Origin of the sequence: Prochlorococcus marinus str. MIT 9211 (genome assembly GCF_000018585.1) — a bacterium.
Lineage (GTDB): Bacteria > Cyanobacteriota > Cyanobacteriia > PCC-6307 > Cyanobiaceae > Prochlorococcus_D > Prochlorococcus_D marinus_B.
The window spans coordinates 1,357,941-1,374,056 of sequence record NC_009976.1; the positions used below are offsets into that span (position 1 = coordinate 1,357,941).

The window sequence follows — 16,116 nt, forward strand, 5'->3', positions numbered from 1 at the left end:
TTTTAGCTCTGTGATTACTTTAGAAATGGTCTGAGGCCTAAGGCTAGATGAATGACCAAGAAAATCTAATAAGCTAATAGTTTTCAAACCAAAAGCATCCCCGTAGTATTCCATAGCTTTATGCTTAGAAACTATCGTCCTTTGATTAGAAGGGATTGTCGCTACTTGTTTTTGAGTCCATTGATCTAAGTCTTCTAAAAGAGAATTAACAGATTGAGTTCTTTCTTTTAAAACTTTTTTAGTTTCTCTATCAAAGAATGAAATTTTCGTGTTGAGATTTTTAGAAATGACATTCCCCATTTTGATGATGTTATGAGGATCGTGCCAAACATGGGGATCTAGTCCACCATGATCATGGTGATGATGATCACCGCCTTCATCTGGAACTTGAGCTATCGGTTCAATATCATCGCCTGAAACATCTTTAAAGAAATGTTCATTGGCTTCAAACTCAAAAGGCATATGCTCAGTAAAGAATGCATATTTACCAGCTTTTTTAATTTCTACATTGAATGTTGTGCTGTCTTTTCTCTCATTAAATGTAAGAAGATAGGCTTTTCCCTGTGCAACAAGTTTGTCATTATTGCGTTTAACTTCTGAATTTTTGGACTCTAATAATTCTTCAGCAAGTTCTTCTGATGCTTCAATATCCCCAGATTTAAGAATGACCATTTTCATTGCAGGGTCCGCATAGTCTCCATCGACTTTTGCAAAAGACCATTTGTATGTTCCTCGTGAAAGTTCAAAGACACCAGCCCATTCAAAGGCTTCATCTCCATGATCATCATGTTTAGCCGATGAGTGATCGTCATGATCGTCGTGGTCATCATGTTTAGCAGATGAGTGATCGTCATGATCGTCGTGGTCATCATGTTTAGCAGATGAGTGATCGTCATGATCGTCATGATCGTCGTGGTCATCATGTTTAGCAGATGAGTGATCGTCATGATCGTCATGATCGTCGTGGTCATCATGATCGTCAATTTCTATTGCACTTACACCGACAACAACCGTTATTGGATTACTCAGCCATTTTTTCATTGCGGGAGTCATCTCTTGCCCAAGAGTAAAGACTTGACTTGCATTATTTAAAGCTTGGGCTTGCCTCGGAGAAATTTTCACATCATGTACATCTTGTTTTCTATCAATCAAACAAGTAACGGGGGATGAAGGTAACGCAATTGCTGAAACTAAATCACAAACCAATGGTTCAACAGCAACTATTGACTTTGGTTCAGCTTGAACAACCTGATTGATTCCTGTGAAAAATACAGCTCCTGCTAAAAGAGAATTCTTTAAGAGTTTTGGCTTAATCGATGATTTTCCTTCACCAGACTTCCTAAAAAAAGACAACATGGGCCAGGGATTTATCATAATAATGAAAACGATAATGGTTTTCATTCCTTATGACAAGTATATTAGTATTTTATGAGGGAATCCTCTAATTGATGACCTGTTTAATTGCTAAAAATCTGACATATTCTTATTCAAGGGAAAGCAATCCTGTTTTAGAAGAGGTCTCAGTTTCTTTGCGACCAGGGACTTTAACGGCTCTTGTTGGTCCCAATGGTGCAGGAAAGTCCACGTTATTAAATTTACTTCAAGGACATAACAAGCCTGATAAAGGAAAAATAACTATTGATGGTAATGAGTTAGTTAACAATCGAGCCCAAGTTGCCCTAATGCCCCAAAGGGGAAAATTGAACTGGAATTTCCCCATTACTATTGAAGGATTGGTATCTTTAGGCCGTGTAAACCATTCAAAATTATCTTGTTGTGAGCTAGAGGCGGCACTTCAACGAGTTGGAATATCTCATTTAGCCAAAAGAAGGCTTGATTCATTATCTGGCGGTCAGCAACAAAGAGCATTGCTGGCCAAAACATTGATGTCACCAGCCAAAATATTGCTTCTTGATGAGCCCTGTTCTGCATTAGATCCTCCTGCAAGAGAGGACTTTTTATTAATCATTCGTCAGCTGGCTGATGCGGGATTATCACTTTTTGTTAGCAGCCATGATTGGGGTTCATCTTTAAATGCTTATGACAAGGTTGTTGCTCTTGATAAAACCGTCTTAGCTAATGGCTCACCCCTGGAAGTACAGCAAAAACTTGATTCAATTGATTGCATGAGAGGAAACTACTGCTGTGGCTGATCTCCTTAAAATTTCATCAAGCATTCATCGATTTAGAGCAAATCTGGCAAAGTCCAAAATATTCAAGCGTATGAAACAAGAGCTCAAACTCTTTAGATGTTTTCTTGGGCAGATTCATTGTTTTAACTGGACAACCTTCAAGGCGTCTCGTCTCTCCACAACTAACACAAGTTAAATGATGAATGTCTCGTTCAACGGGAGCATAAAGGACTTCACCTGTTGGCAGATGTCTAGAACGAACTAAGCCCTGTTTTACAAGTGCTTGCAAATTCCTATAAACCGTTGTCAGCCCCATAGAGAAATCACCTTCATGCAAAGATCTATATAATTCTTGACCACTCAATTCATCCGCACATTTGTTGAGCTCATGAAGCAATTGCTTTTGACGTTTGGTAGTTTCAGGCTTGCTCCTATTCATCAGCAAGATCTTGATGTCATTGATCTCTACTGACCATAACGAATCATTTGATTCATGTCTTTAATCAATACAATTTGGTGGATCACTCCTCTCTGTATAACAATCTTTACAGGATTACTGTGCCCAGCAATGGGTACCGTATTAATTACCCACAAAAGACTTTTACAAGTTAATTTAATTTCTCATTGTGTATTACCAGGATTAGCTTTGGCGATGGCTCTTGGTGTAGATCCTTCTATTGGTGGAGTTATCAGTGGTTTAGTGGGGGCTTTAGCTGCAGACAATTTGGCCAATAATAAAAAGGAAAACTATGCAGCAGTGATGAATACAATTCTTGCTGGTTCAATTGGTCTTGGTGTTCTCCTTATCCCTCTACTTGGTATCAGAATTGATTTAGAAGCTGTGTTGTTTGGAGATTTGCTAACAGCAAATATTGGAGACCTTCTAAGAACTTGCATTGCTTTTTCTACGTTTATTTGTCTAATAATTTTTAGTTACAACCAGATTGTTCATACTGGATTAGACCCTGAGGGTGCTGTTGCAAGTGGCATAAAAGTAAATTATTTAAATTTAGCCCTTGGTTTTACAACTGCGCTGGTCATAGTTAGCTCAATGTCAGCAGTAGGAGTAATCCTTGTCATTGCTTTGCTTTCTACTCCAACTTTGTTGGGATTACAAAAAGCCCCATCCTTATGGGTAGCCATGGCTAGATCATCAATATTTGGACTTGTAATATCAGTCCTAGGTTTTGTGTTTGCAATTATTTTTAATTTGTCACCTGGACCTCTTATCAGTGTCCTCTGTGTTGCTTCTTTGGTATTTCTACCAAGTAAAAAATAGTATTAAACAATTATTCTCAACTAAATACAAAATTTCTTTTAACTGTCTAAAAAACAAATGAACCAAGAAATCACAACGGAGCATGCCAAAAAAGCTCAAAAAGATGCTGAATGGGCTTACAACAATGCAATGGAAAAGTTCTACTACTCAATGTTGGAGGTTGTTTTCTTAAGAATCAAAAGTCATCTCAGTCCACAGGGATTAAAGAAAGTCATAGAGATGGACAAAAAAAGAAACGACAATGCAAACCTTGGCGTTGAATTTAGTCAAAAAACTTGGGCAGTTTTAGCAGAATCTTGGGCAGGAGCGGAAGGACTAGCCATAAAACAAATCGCTGACCTTTATGAGCTTGAGATAGCTGATTTGGATATATCTAAAATTGAGAAGCTCAATGAAAAGTCTACTTCCCCGCAATGCAAACCAACTACAAAATAAAAACAACAAAAAGCCTGAGGAAAGATTGATAGGGACTAGAAAGGATGCTTCCAAAATACCCCTACCTAATTATCGATATATATCTCTAGCTAAGATTAATGACTATCTGATCTCTTCTTCAATGGCACAGAGAACCAAAACCTTTCTTGTAACTCATCATCTACAAGCCACTCTTTGTATTCACTAGCAAAGGCAAGAAAAAACGTTTCATGAACAATAACGATCTGCCATTTCTTGAAGCATCTTTCTGATGTGCTCGTCTTGAGCATTGGTTTCTTCTTTTAGTTTCTCGCATGCTCCTTTAATTTGCATCCATACCGCTTCCATTACTTCACGTTCTTCTTCTGAAGGTATCCATTTAGGTGTTTCCATATAAGAGATAATAGAAGCACCCAAAAATGGGTTAAATCAAGAGGCTATCCACACACCATCCACACATTGCAATATCACTGAGAACCCATGGCATCACAAGAACCTAACTACTGGATCATGAACAACGTACATCCTGTCATACCAAGAGATTTGAAGGAATCTCCAAATCCTGTTCAAACTTATAATCAATTGCCTGATTACTTCTAAGCCTATTCAACAAAGTAGGGGTTTTTTTTCATATAAACTTCTTGACCTTGGGTTTCACCAGTTGTAATACCTTTACTGCTAGACCTAAAAGTAATATATTTCCCTTCTTTAGTTATATTTGGATCTCGAAGGTGATCATCAAATTCATAAGACTCATCAAATAACCTCTTTACTTGATTAGAAGAAGTATCATAGACAAAAATGTCACTTTTACCCGTAGTTGGAGTATCCGTAAGATTCGTTGCTGATGACTGGAAAACAACATATTTACCATCACCAGAGAACTTACCTGTGTGTGAGTAGCCATTGCCAGAATTACCATTTGAATTCTGACTAATTACCTTTAACTTCCCAGAGCTCAGATCTTTCATATAAAGTTGGGCGACGCCATTTGAACCTCTACTTGTAAAGATAACTTTTGATCCATCTGCCGAAATTTGTGACCCAGAACCATATTGACCAAAGTCAGACAATCTATTCCCCTGACTATCTGCTGTAACCAAAGAAACTTTGGAAGTATTAAAGTCTTTGACATAAAGGTTTGTACCACTTACACCTTCTACGAGATCATCTCCTTTATAGATAAAAGTTACTTTTGACCCATCATCACTCATCCCCATCCCATATCCACCATTGGATCCCCACCCAGTTCCAGTAGAACCATCTGGTGCTGTTGTAACAGTAGAAAGTTCTCCTGTTAATAAGTCTTTTCTATACATCAATGTTCTCGACCAGTCTTTAGATTGCCATTCAGCTTCAGGTAATCCTGCAAATCGAACATCAGGACTTTCAAAAATAACATATCTACCATCCGAAGACATTGAAGCATCCCTAATTCCCCATTTCGTCTGGATTTTTGTTCCATTACTAAGTGTATCTACCCGAACTACGTCTCCTGTAAGAAGGTCTTTTCGATAAATCGGTTGAGGACCTTCACATTGTCCTCTTGGATCACACTCTTCTCCTGTTATTGCTCCTGGCAACCCGTCAAGATCAACTGAGCCATACTCGTCAATAGTAAACAGAGCATACCTACCATCACAAGACATCCCTCTTATATGCTGACTGTCGCCTGTTGATGGAATCCCTTCTTTTGTTGAAGTGATTAATACCTTTTCACCAGTAATTATATTCTGTCGATATTGATTATTTCTCTCTGTGTAACCCCCTCTTCCTCTAGAGGTCACATACTTCCCATCACAGCTAATGATAGTGTTATCTCCATTTCCATCAGAAAGCTTCAGAAGGTCGACATCTAAGCCATTGGTTTCAGGCTCTTCCACTTCATTTAATGCGACATCAGTAATAACAGCAACCTCCCCTAAAGAAGGTTTTTCTTTTGCAACAGCTACTTTCTTGCAACTTGGGAACCCCGTTGACTCTGCATTCTTATAGCTACAAGTTATTAGTCCAGTTTCTGAGTCATAACTATATTGAGGGTTATTTTCTTCATCTCTAGGGATTGCACTCGCAGATTCACAATTACCGATCAATGAATATCGAGGGATTCTTCTAGGTGTAAAAGTACCAGGCGATCCAAAAATATAATCGCTTTGACATTCATCTCTGATCTGACGCATAGCCTGTCCTGCGCCAACTGAATTACCACGGCGCACAAGTGACAGGAACTGAGGTCCTAGCAAGGCACTGAGCATAGAGATAACAGCCATTACAACTGCCATCTCAATCAAAGTGAATGCTTTGTTCTTTTCAATGTCCATAGCAACATCATTGAGTTACTTACTTCATCCAAGCAAAACCAGGTTCCCAAGACACTAGAAATTTATAATTAGGCAAGAAAAAGTATTAAAGGTCTCAGTTAGTCATCAAAACTTGGTTGAAATAGAGTAAATAAAAGAGATGGAAGAATGAGGTTTCATTCCAACTCCATTCCAACCATCGAGTATCGCTAAGATTACAGACTATGACTGAACCACGCTACTGGCTAATGAAAAGCGAGTCTGCTTTTATACCAATGGATTTCAGCTTTTGATCAAAATCCATTCGAACTTTATTCGAACCCTTAATATCCATCATATTCAGGACGACATTGTGGGTATTGCCTCATAAGTATCTGTGCAGGCAATCTATTTGATAAAGACTCGCAATCAACAGGAGGGAAGCCATCACACCCACCTATGGCTTCGCAATGCGCTCTACAATTAGGGTCTGTCTCACAATCACCAGGAAGTGGGGGAGGGATCGCTTGATCTAAACAAGATTTATATGAGTTTGGCCAATTACTTTTAACTCCAGTAGACATATTCAAACTAATCACACAAGGAAACTCTTCTGTTTGACCATTAATAGTTGCCGTCATCTCACCTGAGCAATCTGTTGCTGCAAAAACAACTCCTGGAATAGGTGGTCCGGTAGGAGGAGAGTCAGGATCATTGACACATTCGGAATGAGATTGACTGAGAGACATTTTTGTTGCTGAAAAGATTGCCTCATTCAACAAATTAATAATGTTAGGTAGCCCAATCGCAGCCAAAATTGCAAGGACAGCAATCACAACGACTAACTCAAGCAAAGAAAATCCTTTATCACCCTTTTTACGAGGAAGCTTTTTAATTAGATGTAGTTGCAGCCGATTATGCAAAATCATCAAACCTATCTAATTAGTTTAATAATTCACACTAAAGATGACTCAAGAAAGCAAGAAAGTCCAAACTTGGCAAGAATAGAAAAAAGCAAAGCGAACAAAGTTTCATTCCAACTTTATTCGAACCGATAATTTTTGCTGAGATCCCATGGCACAACAGGAACCTAGCTACTGGCTAATGAAAAGAGCACTTGTAGTTGCAGGAAGGGATCTCAAGGATTAGAAAAATCCTGTTCAAACTCTGTTCAAACTTTTGAGGCATCCTTGATTCCCTCTAAAACTTCAAGGCAATCTTCGAACAACACCATATGTAGTGTCATTTGTGACTTTTCTGGTAAAAACCCTTTAGCATAGGAATCTGTAACTAATTATCTGCATGGCAGATCTACATGCCGGACAGCCGGAAACTAAAAGACCTGAACATAAAGTCTTTACAGCCAAGGATTTTGATCATCCTGAAGATTGGGCTTATAGAAAAGATCTTCCATTAAGTGTTGATGAATTTGATCCTGAGCTTTTTAGAAGAGGTCTAGAGAGTAATGAGACAAATACGATGTTGCGGACGCTCATGATGAGCCATAGGAGCTTGTCAGCGCTGGTGATTCAACAGCAAAGCCAAATAGGTCTTATGGCCAAACAAATTGAAGATATTCATGCTCAATCCTGCACTTCAATCATCTACTCATATGTTGATTACAGTACTGGCGGCTGGATCAAAATTGGTTTTAGCAAGAGTATTGATGAGTTTGATAAAACTAGATCCAAGGAGCATGAAAGAAATGGTTTCGAATTTGTGGCTAAAAAAATTGGAACCATAAAAAGAGAAGATCAGCTCAAGAAAATCATGAAAAACAAAGGAGAAGAGCCAAGATATAGAACCAAAGAGCAATACCGCTTAACCAAATCAAATATTGACTTGCTCTTGAGACTTGATTGGCCTTGGAACGTCGAAAATCCATATCAATATTTGCAAAAGCATAAACAAATTGATCTAAACTTATGAAAAGAGCAAAAAATTCACACCTTATTCACACACTGATATTCCCCGAAATCCCTTGATATGACTGACATTTCCTACTGGCTAATGAAACACGTACCAGAGCTAATATGACAGTTATACCAAGGCTTTAAGAAAAAGAGTAGAATCATATCCACACACCATCCACACATTTTTGCCACAGATTCAACTTCAAGAGAGGGTATTAAATGGTCGTGGCAGAGTTCTTCTTTACGGCTCAGGAACGAGTGCTGGCAAGTGGTATTACAAAGAAAAAGTAGAAGGACAAAGAAGGTATAAAGAGAAGCAATTATTTGGAGCGAGTTCTTTAGAACAAGCCATTGCAATGGCACCAGAAGCAGCCATTGAGTTAGCAAAAGAACCAGAGAAGAAACCGAGTTACCGATATGCATCTGATCCTCTAACTCTGATTCAACGAGAAGAGAAAAGAGAACGTCCAAAAATAGATCTAGAAGTAGCGATGGATCAGTGGCTATCAGAGCAAGAAAAACGTGTCGATGCTGGAGCATTTCAACCAGCGAGCTATAGCCATAAATTCAATTGCTGTCGGCACATCAAGCTCTATTTAAAAAAGAAGAAAGTTACCTTTACCACTCAAATCAATCCAACAACATTTGATGATTACCCTGTCTATCGGCTCAAACAAACAGATAAAAGAATCGTTATCCATCGAGAGCTTGCAGTCTTAGGTGAATTTATAAAGAGCTATCTGGTTAAACATAAATACATCCCTGCACACCTATGGCTGGATGGTCAGTTCCTACCAAGAGTGAAAGTTAGAGATACAGATCGAGACGCTAACCCTGCCATTAATCCAGAAGATTGGAGAACCATTATTGACTACATCAGAGAGGAGTGGAGGCCATTGGCATATGAGAAAGATCAGTTTGGGAGGAGATCAGAGAAGTCCATCTATTTCCGCAACATGTTTTGGCATTGGTTATTAATTGCCAAGAGCACAGGCATGTCCCCCGAGGAGATCTGCAAGATGAAATGGAAGAGTGTCGAGATTATTGATGTTGGACGAATTAGTAAATCAAAAGCGATAGAAGAGTACGAACAGATCCTTGATGAGATCAGAGAAGAAGGTAAAGAAGGTGAGATCTATATCGAACCTCCTAACTTAGATATCAATCCATCTGACTGGGTTCTAAATCACGATGCCTGGGGACGAGAAGAACGACTGATTTCATTTATCACTACTGTTAGAGCCAAGACATCGAGAGTTAGAGAGATTCCTTGCAACCTTGGTTATGTCTTCAGGAGATGGAAGTACTTTCTAGAGAATGAACTCAAACACAAGGTCAGAGGTGATGACTATGTGTTTGCTCAGATCCACAATGAGATGAAGCAACCCAACCAAAGAAAGATCCAACAGCATTGGAGATGGGCTGTTGATAAATTGATGGATGAAGGAAAACTCAAAGGTCATAAGTTCTCTGATCGCCCCTATACCCTCTACTCATTGCGATCTACTTTCATTGAAAATCACTTAATGAAAGGAACAGATATCTTCTTGTTAGCTCGTATATGTGGCAATAGCGTTAAGACAATCATGGACACCTACGAAAGAATAGACATACGTAAGAGAACTAAAGAGATTACTGATATTGAGTATGGAAAGAAGACAAGCAATGCAGCAGTGGTTCAGCTGTATGCTGACTAAGCCAGTTATAGCAATAGCTTTGACGAGTACGCACGTATAAAGGGAGGAGGGATAAACTCGATCTTTACAACTCTTGCAGCGGAATGGATCTCACGATCCCTCACGTATACAGGGAGAGAGAAGACAAATATCACTCCAAAGTTTCCTTTACTGATGGTTCGGTGAGCGCAGTGAACAACCATCACGAAAGTACTGCCTGTATCTCCCAAACGACAAATTCTTAATTCTCAATCTCTAACTATGAAGGTTCAACCCTGATGATCAGTAATGTCCCATGAAAGGACATTCCGTATCATCCTTGTTGAAACTGTATGGATAGATAGATAGTTAATTTACAATCTCTATTACCTATGACTAAAACCAACTTATCTAAAGAAGAACTTCAAAGACGTAAGGAGTTAAGAGACAGACTTCTGGAAGCAATCGATAGAAGTCAGGATGAAAATAAGACTATTTTTCATCCTTGGAATAGAAAGCTTAATCACTAAGGTAATTAATATCCTAACCACAGCAGTATTTCATGAGGATCATTAAATCTTTTACAATCCTCTCTCCATTCATTAACACCAGCACCATGATCATTTAATAATTTAATTACATTGCTATCACTTAATACATAGCTACCACTCTGCTCATCAAAAGTTGAGTGTTCTAATACTAATAGACAATAAGAACCTTCATCATAGGTATATCCATTATGAAATAAAATGTTCTCTTCTTTATCATAATTATATCCATTATGAGACCATATACCTAAAGAATTATTGGGATCTAGTTCTATTGCTTGAGAGTAATCTTCAATAGCTCCTTGTCTATCGCCTAATTTAAACTTAGCTCTTCCTCGCCCGCTCAAAGCCAGAGGATCATTGGGGTTTAGTTCTATTGCTTCAGAAAAATCTTCAATAGTAAGCTGAATAGGTTTGCTATGTTGAAAATCTTTTTTATTCATTAGCTATCAATCTCTCGCAGTAGATGTATACACTCATCAATGATTCTTCCTACTCTGCTCAACTGAATTTCTTTGAGGAGTATTTTCTCATCAAAGAAGAGTTTTACTGTTTTAGTAGATCTACCATAAGCATCTAGATTAGCCTGAGAGTTCATTGTGATAGAAGCTTCCTTATATATGCTTAAAGACCATTCCTTTATATCTTTTTTCGCTATATCTAAATAACTCCTAATTATATTTCCTAACTTAGATTCATTTTCTTCTTTCAATCCCTTAAGTTTGTCGGCAAAATATTTTAGTAACTTATTGGTAACACCTATAGCATTTAGATCTAATTGTCTCTCTATCAACTTAGCTACCTTCCAGTTTATTTTTTCAAGGGGCTTAGGATCTAATTCTTTAACTTCATAATATTCCTTAAATAATACTTCTATAGTCTTATTATCAGTATTATCTGGATGATCTGGTTCATATAAGTTTTTGGAATCATAAAAATAACTCTTTCTTTGGCCCATATATCTATAATCAGTGTCAATGAAGACACTTCCAAACCTTATGATTCCGGTAGTCCTATCATAGTTAATATTAAAAGGCTTAGGGAAAATCGCGACTAATTCGTTATCAGAAATATTAACTTCTCGATGAGAAATACAGCCAATAGAACTTCCTTCTACTTCATAAGAATTTCCATAATTATCTTTATAATCTCCTTCTCCAAATAATGTTTCTATGTTAGAGAATTTTGATCCTCTATCTCCTGTAGAGATGCCATTTACTTCGAAGCCAATGCCCTCATAACTATGTTCCTCCTCTCGATTAGTTTGATCAGGTGATCTCCTGAATAAATCGTCAATAATATATATGCCTGCTGGGAATATTTCATTCACTATCTCACTAGATGGGCCTTCTCTATTAGTTTCATCTAGACCAGCAGCAAGGATTAATTCTCTCATAGATCTATTCTCTTCAACATAGTTAACATCTAAATCAGTATTAAACTCTGCTAAATAACTTAAATTATCTCTATATTTATCCTTTTCTTCTTGCTGCTTTCTTGTACGTTCTATTTCTTTGAATGCTTTGTTAGCATCGATTTCTTTCTGAAGTCTTTTTGCTTTCAAAAGTATCTCTGAAGTAGCCTGATCAAAAACGGTTGATAGTTTTTCATAATCTTTAATTGCTAATTTATAATTGCCAATTAAATAGCGCAAATATGCCCTTCTGGATAAAACATCCTCATTGTTTTTCTTTTTAAGATATTTGGTATAATCTCTAATAGCGTCTTTGTAATTTTGATTCTTATCATGAGCTTCGGCACGATTTAAATAAAATTGTATTTCCTTGCTATTTCTCTTTATTGCTTTTGAGTAGTCATTGATAGCTTTTGAATAATCTTTTATTTCTTCATAACAAGAGCCTCTATTATTAAAAGAAAAGGGATCACGATAATCAAGTTTAATTGCTTCAGAGTAGAGATTAATAGCTTCCTTAAATTCCTTATTCATTTGTTTGCAGAAAGCTAGATTGAATAATGCAATATGGTGAGTTGAGTCTTGATTAATTGCTTGAGTTAAATCATTAATGGCCCCCTTTAGGTTGCCTGCTTTTCTTTTCTGTATTCCCGCGTTTACTAAATGCTCTAGAAGCTCACTTTTTGTTTTTGAAATTGTCATTTCTAAATTGTCGGACTGTTTACTTACCCCTTGGACTGGAATAGATCTTCACCTTTATGGGGAGCGTCTCTCTCTTTTGAAAGCTGGACGGATTTAAAAGATGGCCGATTTTTCTGCTTCGTGCAACCCTGTAATTAGTCCTAGTTGACTGAGTCCAAGACATGTCTCAAAAGCCTGAAAACAGCCAAATCAAGCCGTCACAATCAGGCTTCGCGAGCGTATCGTCAGACGCTTTGATGAGCCCAAAGAGTAATACAGGCTACAAAGCAAAAGTTCAGTGCCAGCAAGGCTTTCCAAGGTTCTACTAGAAGAAGATAAAGATAATCCAAAGAGTTAACGTGGAATCTAGGCTTAAGTATTTCTTCCTCTAGCCAGGTCAAAATTTTATGGTTTAGATGACGGTCCAGCCAAAAATATTCAATGGATCAAAAGCAGGAGAAAAGAGAGAAGGAAGAAACTGAACAACTCAAGAGCTCAGAACAAACCTCATCAACAGCAGAAATACTAACCTCAGTTTTTGACGAAATAGAAAGTCGTTCTAATGGGACTTCTGTGGCTGGTATCCCCGTCAATTTCTATGACTTTGATGCAATGACTCAAGGTCTACAACGAGGATCTTTGAATGTTATTGCTGGCAGACCTGCCATGGGCAAAACATCGCTATGCCTGAACATCGCAAAAAATGTTGCCCAGATTCACGACTTACCTGTCTGCCTATTTGGCCTTGAAATGAGCAAAGAGTGTTATACGTATCGTCTGCTTTCAATGGAAGTTGGAATTGAAACAGGAAGGCTTAGAACAGGAAGGCTTCAACAAGACGAATGGTCAATCCTTGGAAAAGGTATTGAAACTATTGGCAAGTTACCCATTTTTATTAATGACAAAGCTGCAATCACTGTTGAAGAAATACGTGCCACGTGCGAAAGAATCAAAAAAGAACAAGGAAATGGTGAACTTGGGTTAGTCGTTATTGATTATGTACAACTTATGGATGGTCAGAGATACATGGAATGTCGAGATGCAGAGCTAGGAAGAATAGTGAGTGATCTTAAAAATATGGCCACACAATTAAATGTTCCACTCCTTCTAATGTCTCAACTTAGTCGTGACATTGAACATAGAGAAAATAAACGTCCCATGCTTTGTGATTTAAGAGAAACACAATCACTAGAAAGCGATGCAGATATGGTCGTAATGATTTATCGAGAGGAGTACTACCACCCTGAAACTTGTGATCGAGGCATTACAGAACTCATCACTTGCAAGCATCGCAATGGTCCCCTCGGTACCGTGAAACTCCTATTTGAACCACAGTTCACAAGGTTTAGGAATTTGGCGGCTTAGAACAATGGAAATCAATGAAAACTCAAGCCGTGAAGATGTTCTTGCTGCTTTGAACTTAAGAAATGACATGCTAATGCGTGTCGATGAGAAGTTCAGAAGTGATCGGGAAGTCGTTCTTGCAGCTGTTAAAGCATGTGGCAATGCTCTTCAATATGCCTCAGACGAATTGAAAGCCGACCGGGAATTCGTTCTTACAGCTGTCAAAGGAAATGGTTATGCACTCCAATATGCCTCTGACAATTTCAAAGCCGATCGAGAAGTTGTTCTTGCCGCTGTTAAGTCACATGTTTGGGCATTTCAATATGCCTCAGACGAATTGAAAGCCGACCGGGAATTCGTTCTGGAAGCTGTTAAGTCACATGGTAAGGCACTTCAATATGCCTCTGACGAATTAAAAGCGGATCGAGAAGTTGTTCTTGCTGCTGTTAAACAATCTGGTTATCCACTCCAATATGCCTCTGACGATTTAAAAGCGGATCGGGAAGTCGTTCTTGCAGCTGTTGAAAGATTTGATGATGCTCTTGAATATGCCTCTGACGATTTAAGAGCTGACCGGGAAGTCGTTCTTACAGCTGTTAGAACAGTTGGTATTGGTGCATGGGGCGGTGCGCTTCGATATGCCTCTGACGATTTAAAAGCGGATCGGGAAGTCGTTCTTGCAGCTGTTAAGTCATATGGTTGGGCATTTCAATATGCCTCAGACGAATTGAAAGCCGACCGGGAATTCGTTCTGGAAGCTGTTAAGTCACATGGTTGGGCATTTCAATATGCCTCTGACAATTTCAAAGCCGATCGGGAAGTCGTTCTGGAAGCTGTTAAAACCGATGGCGATGCTCTTCAATATGCCTCTGACGATTTCAAAGCTGACCGGGAAGTGGTTCTGGAAGCTGTTAAAACATATAGCTATGCTCTTGAATATGCCTCTGACGATTTAAAAGCGGATCGGGAAGTCGTTCTTGCAGCTGTTAAAGCATGTGGCAATGCTCTTCAATATGCCTCAGACGAATTGAAAGCCGACCGGGAAGTCGTTCTTACAGCTGTTAGAACAGTTGGTATTGGTGCATGGGGCGGTGCGCTTCGATATGCCTCTGACGATTTAAAAGCGGATCGGGAAGTCGTTCTTGCAGCTGTTAAAGCATGTGGCAATGCTCTTGAATATGCCTCTGACAATTTCAAAGCTGACCGGGAAGTCGTTCTGGAAGCTGTTAAGTCACATGGTAAGGCACTTCAATATGCCTCTGACGAATTAAAAGCGGATCCTGAATTGATAAAAATTTTGAGCTGACTTTATAAATTAGTTATTCAGGAGTAAATACCAAAGTATTTAAATCTCGATTGTATTTCCACTTGCCTTTAGTTTCTTCTATCTTCTGATCAGGATTAGGTTTATAGGTTTTCAGGAAGGTCTCTATTGCTGCATATCGATCTTCATATCCTGGGTGCGAGCTATCTTCTTTTGTTTCTTCTCCACGACCTTCATGCTTGGCGTAAAAGTCATATGCTGTTAAACATGTATCTTTAGGCAATCCTAAATTCACAATCATTTTTGTTGCATTGATATCAGCATTGCTTTCTGACTCTCTAGAAATTTTATTCATTAAAAGTTCACGTTTCTTTTCCTTTAAATTCTTACCTTCTTGACCTTCACGTAAGGAGTCTTTAAAGACATCGTTATTTAAGAAATGACTTAACTCATGGCCGATCAAGCATGAGAAGAAGTCTTCCTTACCTTCATAAGATTTAAATGTCGACCTACTTACAGTGATTACCCCATGTGACCAGGCATAAGCCTCAATGCCATTAAATAAATATGCCTGACGAATAGCTTCATTAACGTCTTCTGCTGAGTTACCAAGATAAGGTTTAAAAGGATTGAGTTCAGTATAGAAATTACACTCATCCTTTTTGCATAAATTCAATTCCTCGGCATTCCAACGTGTTTTACTGCCAGAAGTGATTGAAAAAGTGATGGTCTGATCTCCTAGGTCATTCTTAGAGGCCAACCTATTCACGGTTGCTTTCAAGGTCTTGTATTCAGATGGCATCAATAACTGCGAGTTCTGCCAATAGCTATTGGAACCAATGATTAAAAAAGATCCTCCAGCAATAGCAGCTGCATATTTCAGCCAGGTTTTAACTGCTCTCATATTGATTAGAGTTTGAAGCCAGTTTTGTTCATTTTAGAGCGTCTTTCAAGAGTTGTTCCTAGAAATTCTGGCATAAATGCCTGAGCCGCATTAACGACTTGCACAGGGTCTATACACCCCCGTATACGCCTCTGCAAGGTAGCTATATGTATAAAGAATGCTTAGGAAAGGATCTCTTTTAGAGGCTCTTGAGACTGGTCCTTGGTGTCGTAGAGAGAAGAAACCTTGAATACTCCCTAACGAAACACGCACCACCTTCCTATCACTCCATGTCTGAGCATTGTGTGGA

General features: G+C 38.5%; 15 protein-coding genes and 1 pseudogene. 8 read left to right on the forward strand and 8 right to left on the reverse strand.

What is annotated here, in order from left to right; genetic code table 11:
- Positions 1–1,356: metal ABC transporter solute-binding protein, Zn/Mn family (locus P9211_RS07375; RefSeq protein ID WP_041391212.1), on the reverse strand; the 1,356-nt coding region annotated here is incomplete at its 3' end.
- A 92-nt stretch (positions 1,357–1,448) separates the two neighbouring features.
- Here P9211_RS07375 and P9211_RS07380 point away from each other — a divergent pair.
- Positions 1,449–2,153 carry an ABC transporter ATP-binding protein gene (locus P9211_RS07380; RefSeq protein ID WP_012196075.1) on the forward strand — a complete coding sequence of 235 codons (705 nt, stop codon included), beginning with the start codon at positions 1,449–1,451 and terminating at the stop codon, positions 2,151–2,153.
- A 16-nt stretch (positions 2,154–2,169) separates the two neighbouring features.
- On the opposite strand, the gene P9211_RS07385 is transcribed toward P9211_RS07380, so the two are convergent.
- The gene (locus P9211_RS07385) at positions 2,170–2,571 is read right to left on the reverse strand and encodes a Fur family transcriptional regulator (protein WP_012196076.1); all 402 of its coding nucleotides are present in this window, start codon (positions 2,569–2,571) and stop codon (positions 2,170–2,172) included.
- 54 nt (positions 2,572–2,625) lie between these two features.
- On the opposite strand from P9211_RS07385, the gene P9211_RS07390 reads away from it, so the two are divergent.
- Together P9211_RS07390 and P9211_RS07395 are read left to right on the forward strand one after the other, a co-directional pair.
- On the forward strand, positions 2,626–3,411 hold the full coding sequence (locus tag P9211_RS07390) for a metal ABC transporter permease (protein ID WP_012196077.1): 786 nt from the start codon (positions 2,626–2,628) through the stop codon (positions 3,409–3,411).
- 57 nt (positions 3,412–3,468) lie between these two features.
- Positions 3,469–3,846, forward strand: a complete 378-nt coding sequence (locus tag P9211_RS07395; RefSeq protein ID WP_012196078.1) for a hypothetical protein — start codon at positions 3,469–3,471, stop codon at positions 3,844–3,846.
- A gap of 207 nt (positions 3,847–4,053) precedes the next feature.
- On the opposite strand, the gene P9211_RS09820 is transcribed toward P9211_RS07395, so the two are convergent.
- From P9211_RS09820 to P9211_RS09135, 3 genes are all read right to left on the reverse strand, one after another.
- Positions 4,054–4,218: a hypothetical protein gene (locus P9211_RS09820; RefSeq protein WP_012196079.1), complete on the reverse strand. Its 165-nt coding sequence runs from the start codon at positions 4,216–4,218 to the stop codon at positions 4,054–4,056.
- 209 nt (positions 4,219–4,427) lie between these two features.
- On the reverse strand, positions 4,428–6,146 hold the full coding sequence (locus P9211_RS07405; RefSeq protein ID WP_012196080.1) for a prepilin-type N-terminal cleavage/methylation domain-containing protein: 1,719 nt from the start codon (positions 6,144–6,146) through the stop codon (positions 4,428–4,430).
- 302 nt (positions 6,147–6,448) lie between these two features.
- Positions 6,449–7,033, reverse strand: a complete 585-nt coding sequence (locus P9211_RS09135) for a prepilin-type N-terminal cleavage/methylation domain-containing protein (protein ID WP_012196081.1) — start codon at positions 7,031–7,033, stop codon at positions 6,449–6,451.
- Between the two features lie 373 nt (positions 7,034–7,406).
- Between P9211_RS09135 and P9211_RS07415 the strand changes: the two genes are divergently transcribed.
- From P9211_RS07415 to P9211_RS09625, 3 genes are all read left to right on the forward strand, one after another.
- The gene (locus P9211_RS07415) at positions 7,407–8,033 is read left to right on the forward strand and encodes a hypothetical protein (RefSeq protein WP_012196082.1); all 627 of its coding nucleotides are present in this window, start codon (positions 7,407–7,409) and stop codon (positions 8,031–8,033) included.
- Positions 8,034–8,202: 169 nt separating this feature from the next.
- Positions 8,203–9,714 (forward strand): hypothetical protein, encoded by a 1,512-nt coding sequence (locus P9211_RS07420; RefSeq protein ID WP_012196083.1) that lies wholly within the window; start codon positions 8,203–8,205, stop codon positions 9,712–9,714.
- A 350-nt stretch (positions 9,715–10,064) separates the two neighbouring features.
- The gene (locus P9211_RS09625) at positions 10,065–10,202 is read left to right on the forward strand and encodes a hypothetical protein (RefSeq protein WP_159088383.1); all 138 of its coding nucleotides are present in this window, start codon (positions 10,065–10,067) and stop codon (positions 10,200–10,202) included.
- Positions 10,203–10,207: 5 nt separating this feature from the next.
- Here P9211_RS09625 and P9211_RS07425 read toward each other — a convergent pair whose 3' ends face one another.
- Both P9211_RS07425 and P9211_RS09140 read right to left on the reverse strand, forming a co-directional pair.
- On the reverse strand, positions 10,208–10,663 hold the full coding sequence (locus P9211_RS07425; protein WP_012196084.1) for a tetratricopeptide repeat protein: 456 nt from the start codon (positions 10,661–10,663) through the stop codon (positions 10,208–10,210).
- Entirely contained in the window at positions 10,663–12,168 is a 1,506-nt protein-coding gene (locus P9211_RS09140) for a tetratricopeptide repeat protein (RefSeq protein WP_159088384.1), read from the reverse strand. Before P9211_RS09140 ends, P9211_RS07425 begins: the two co-directional genes overlap by 1 nt.
- Before the next feature lie 576 nt (positions 12,169–12,744).
- Between P9211_RS09140 and P9211_RS07435 the strand changes: the two are divergent.
- Positions 12,745–13,680: pseudogene (locus P9211_RS07435) on the forward strand (replicative DNA helicase); the annotation flags it as partial.
- Positions 13,640–14,965 (forward strand): DUF4116 domain-containing protein, encoded by a 1,326-nt coding sequence (locus P9211_RS07440; protein WP_159088385.1) that lies wholly within the window; start codon positions 13,640–13,642, stop codon positions 14,963–14,965. The pseudogene P9211_RS07435 and the gene P9211_RS07440, both read left to right, overlap by 41 nt.
- A 13-nt stretch (positions 14,966–14,978) precedes the next feature.
- On the opposite strand, the gene P9211_RS07445 is transcribed toward P9211_RS07440, so the two are convergent.
- On the reverse strand, positions 14,979–15,827 hold the full coding sequence (locus P9211_RS07445; protein ID WP_012196089.1) for a hypothetical protein: 849 nt from the start codon (positions 15,825–15,827) through the stop codon (positions 14,979–14,981).
- Positions 15,828–16,116: the final 289 nt, after the last annotated feature.

What these genes read in the sequence shown, in the direction of transcription:
- P9211_RS07380 (WP_012196075.1), top strand. Translation starts at nt 1,449, where the DNA reads ATGACCTGTTTAATTGCTAAAAATCTGACATATTCTTATTCAAGGGAA.
- P9211_RS07385 (WP_012196076.1), bottom strand. Translation starts at nt 2,571, where the DNA reads ATGAATAGGAGCAAGCCTGAAACTACCAAACGTCAAAAGCAATTGCTT.
- P9211_RS07390 (WP_012196077.1), top strand. Translation starts at nt 2,626, where the DNA reads ATGTCTTTAATCAATACAATTTGGTGGATCACTCCTCTCTGTATAACA.
- P9211_RS07395 (WP_012196078.1), top strand. Translation starts at nt 3,469, where the DNA reads ATGAACCAAGAAATCACAACGGAGCATGCCAAAAAAGCTCAAAAAGAT.
- P9211_RS09820 (WP_012196079.1), bottom strand. Translation starts at nt 4,218, where the DNA reads ATGGAAACACCTAAATGGATACCTTCAGAAGAAGAACGTGAAGTAATG.
- P9211_RS07405 (WP_012196080.1), bottom strand. Translation starts at nt 6,146, where the DNA reads ATGGACATTGAAAAGAACAAAGCATTCACTTTGATTGAGATGGCAGTT.
- P9211_RS09135 (WP_012196081.1), bottom strand. Translation starts at nt 7,033, where the DNA reads ATGATTTTGCATAATCGGCTGCAACTACATCTAATTAAAAAGCTTCCT.
- P9211_RS07415 (WP_012196082.1), top strand. Translation starts at nt 7,407, where the DNA reads ATGGCAGATCTACATGCCGGACAGCCGGAAACTAAAAGACCTGAACAT.
- P9211_RS09625 (WP_159088383.1), top strand. Translation starts at nt 10,065, where the DNA reads ATGACTAAAACCAACTTATCTAAAGAAGAACTTCAAAGACGTAAGGAG.
- P9211_RS07425 (WP_012196084.1), bottom strand. Translation starts at nt 10,663, where the DNA reads ATGAATAAAAAAGATTTTCAACATAGCAAACCTATTCAGCTTACTATT.
- P9211_RS09140 (WP_159088384.1), bottom strand. Translation starts at nt 12,168, where the DNA reads ATGAATAAGGAATTTAAGGAAGCTATTAATCTCTACTCTGAAGCAATT.
- P9211_RS07445 (WP_012196089.1), bottom strand. Translation starts at nt 15,827, where the DNA reads ATGAGAGCAGTTAAAACCTGGCTGAAATATGCAGCTGCTATTGCTGGA.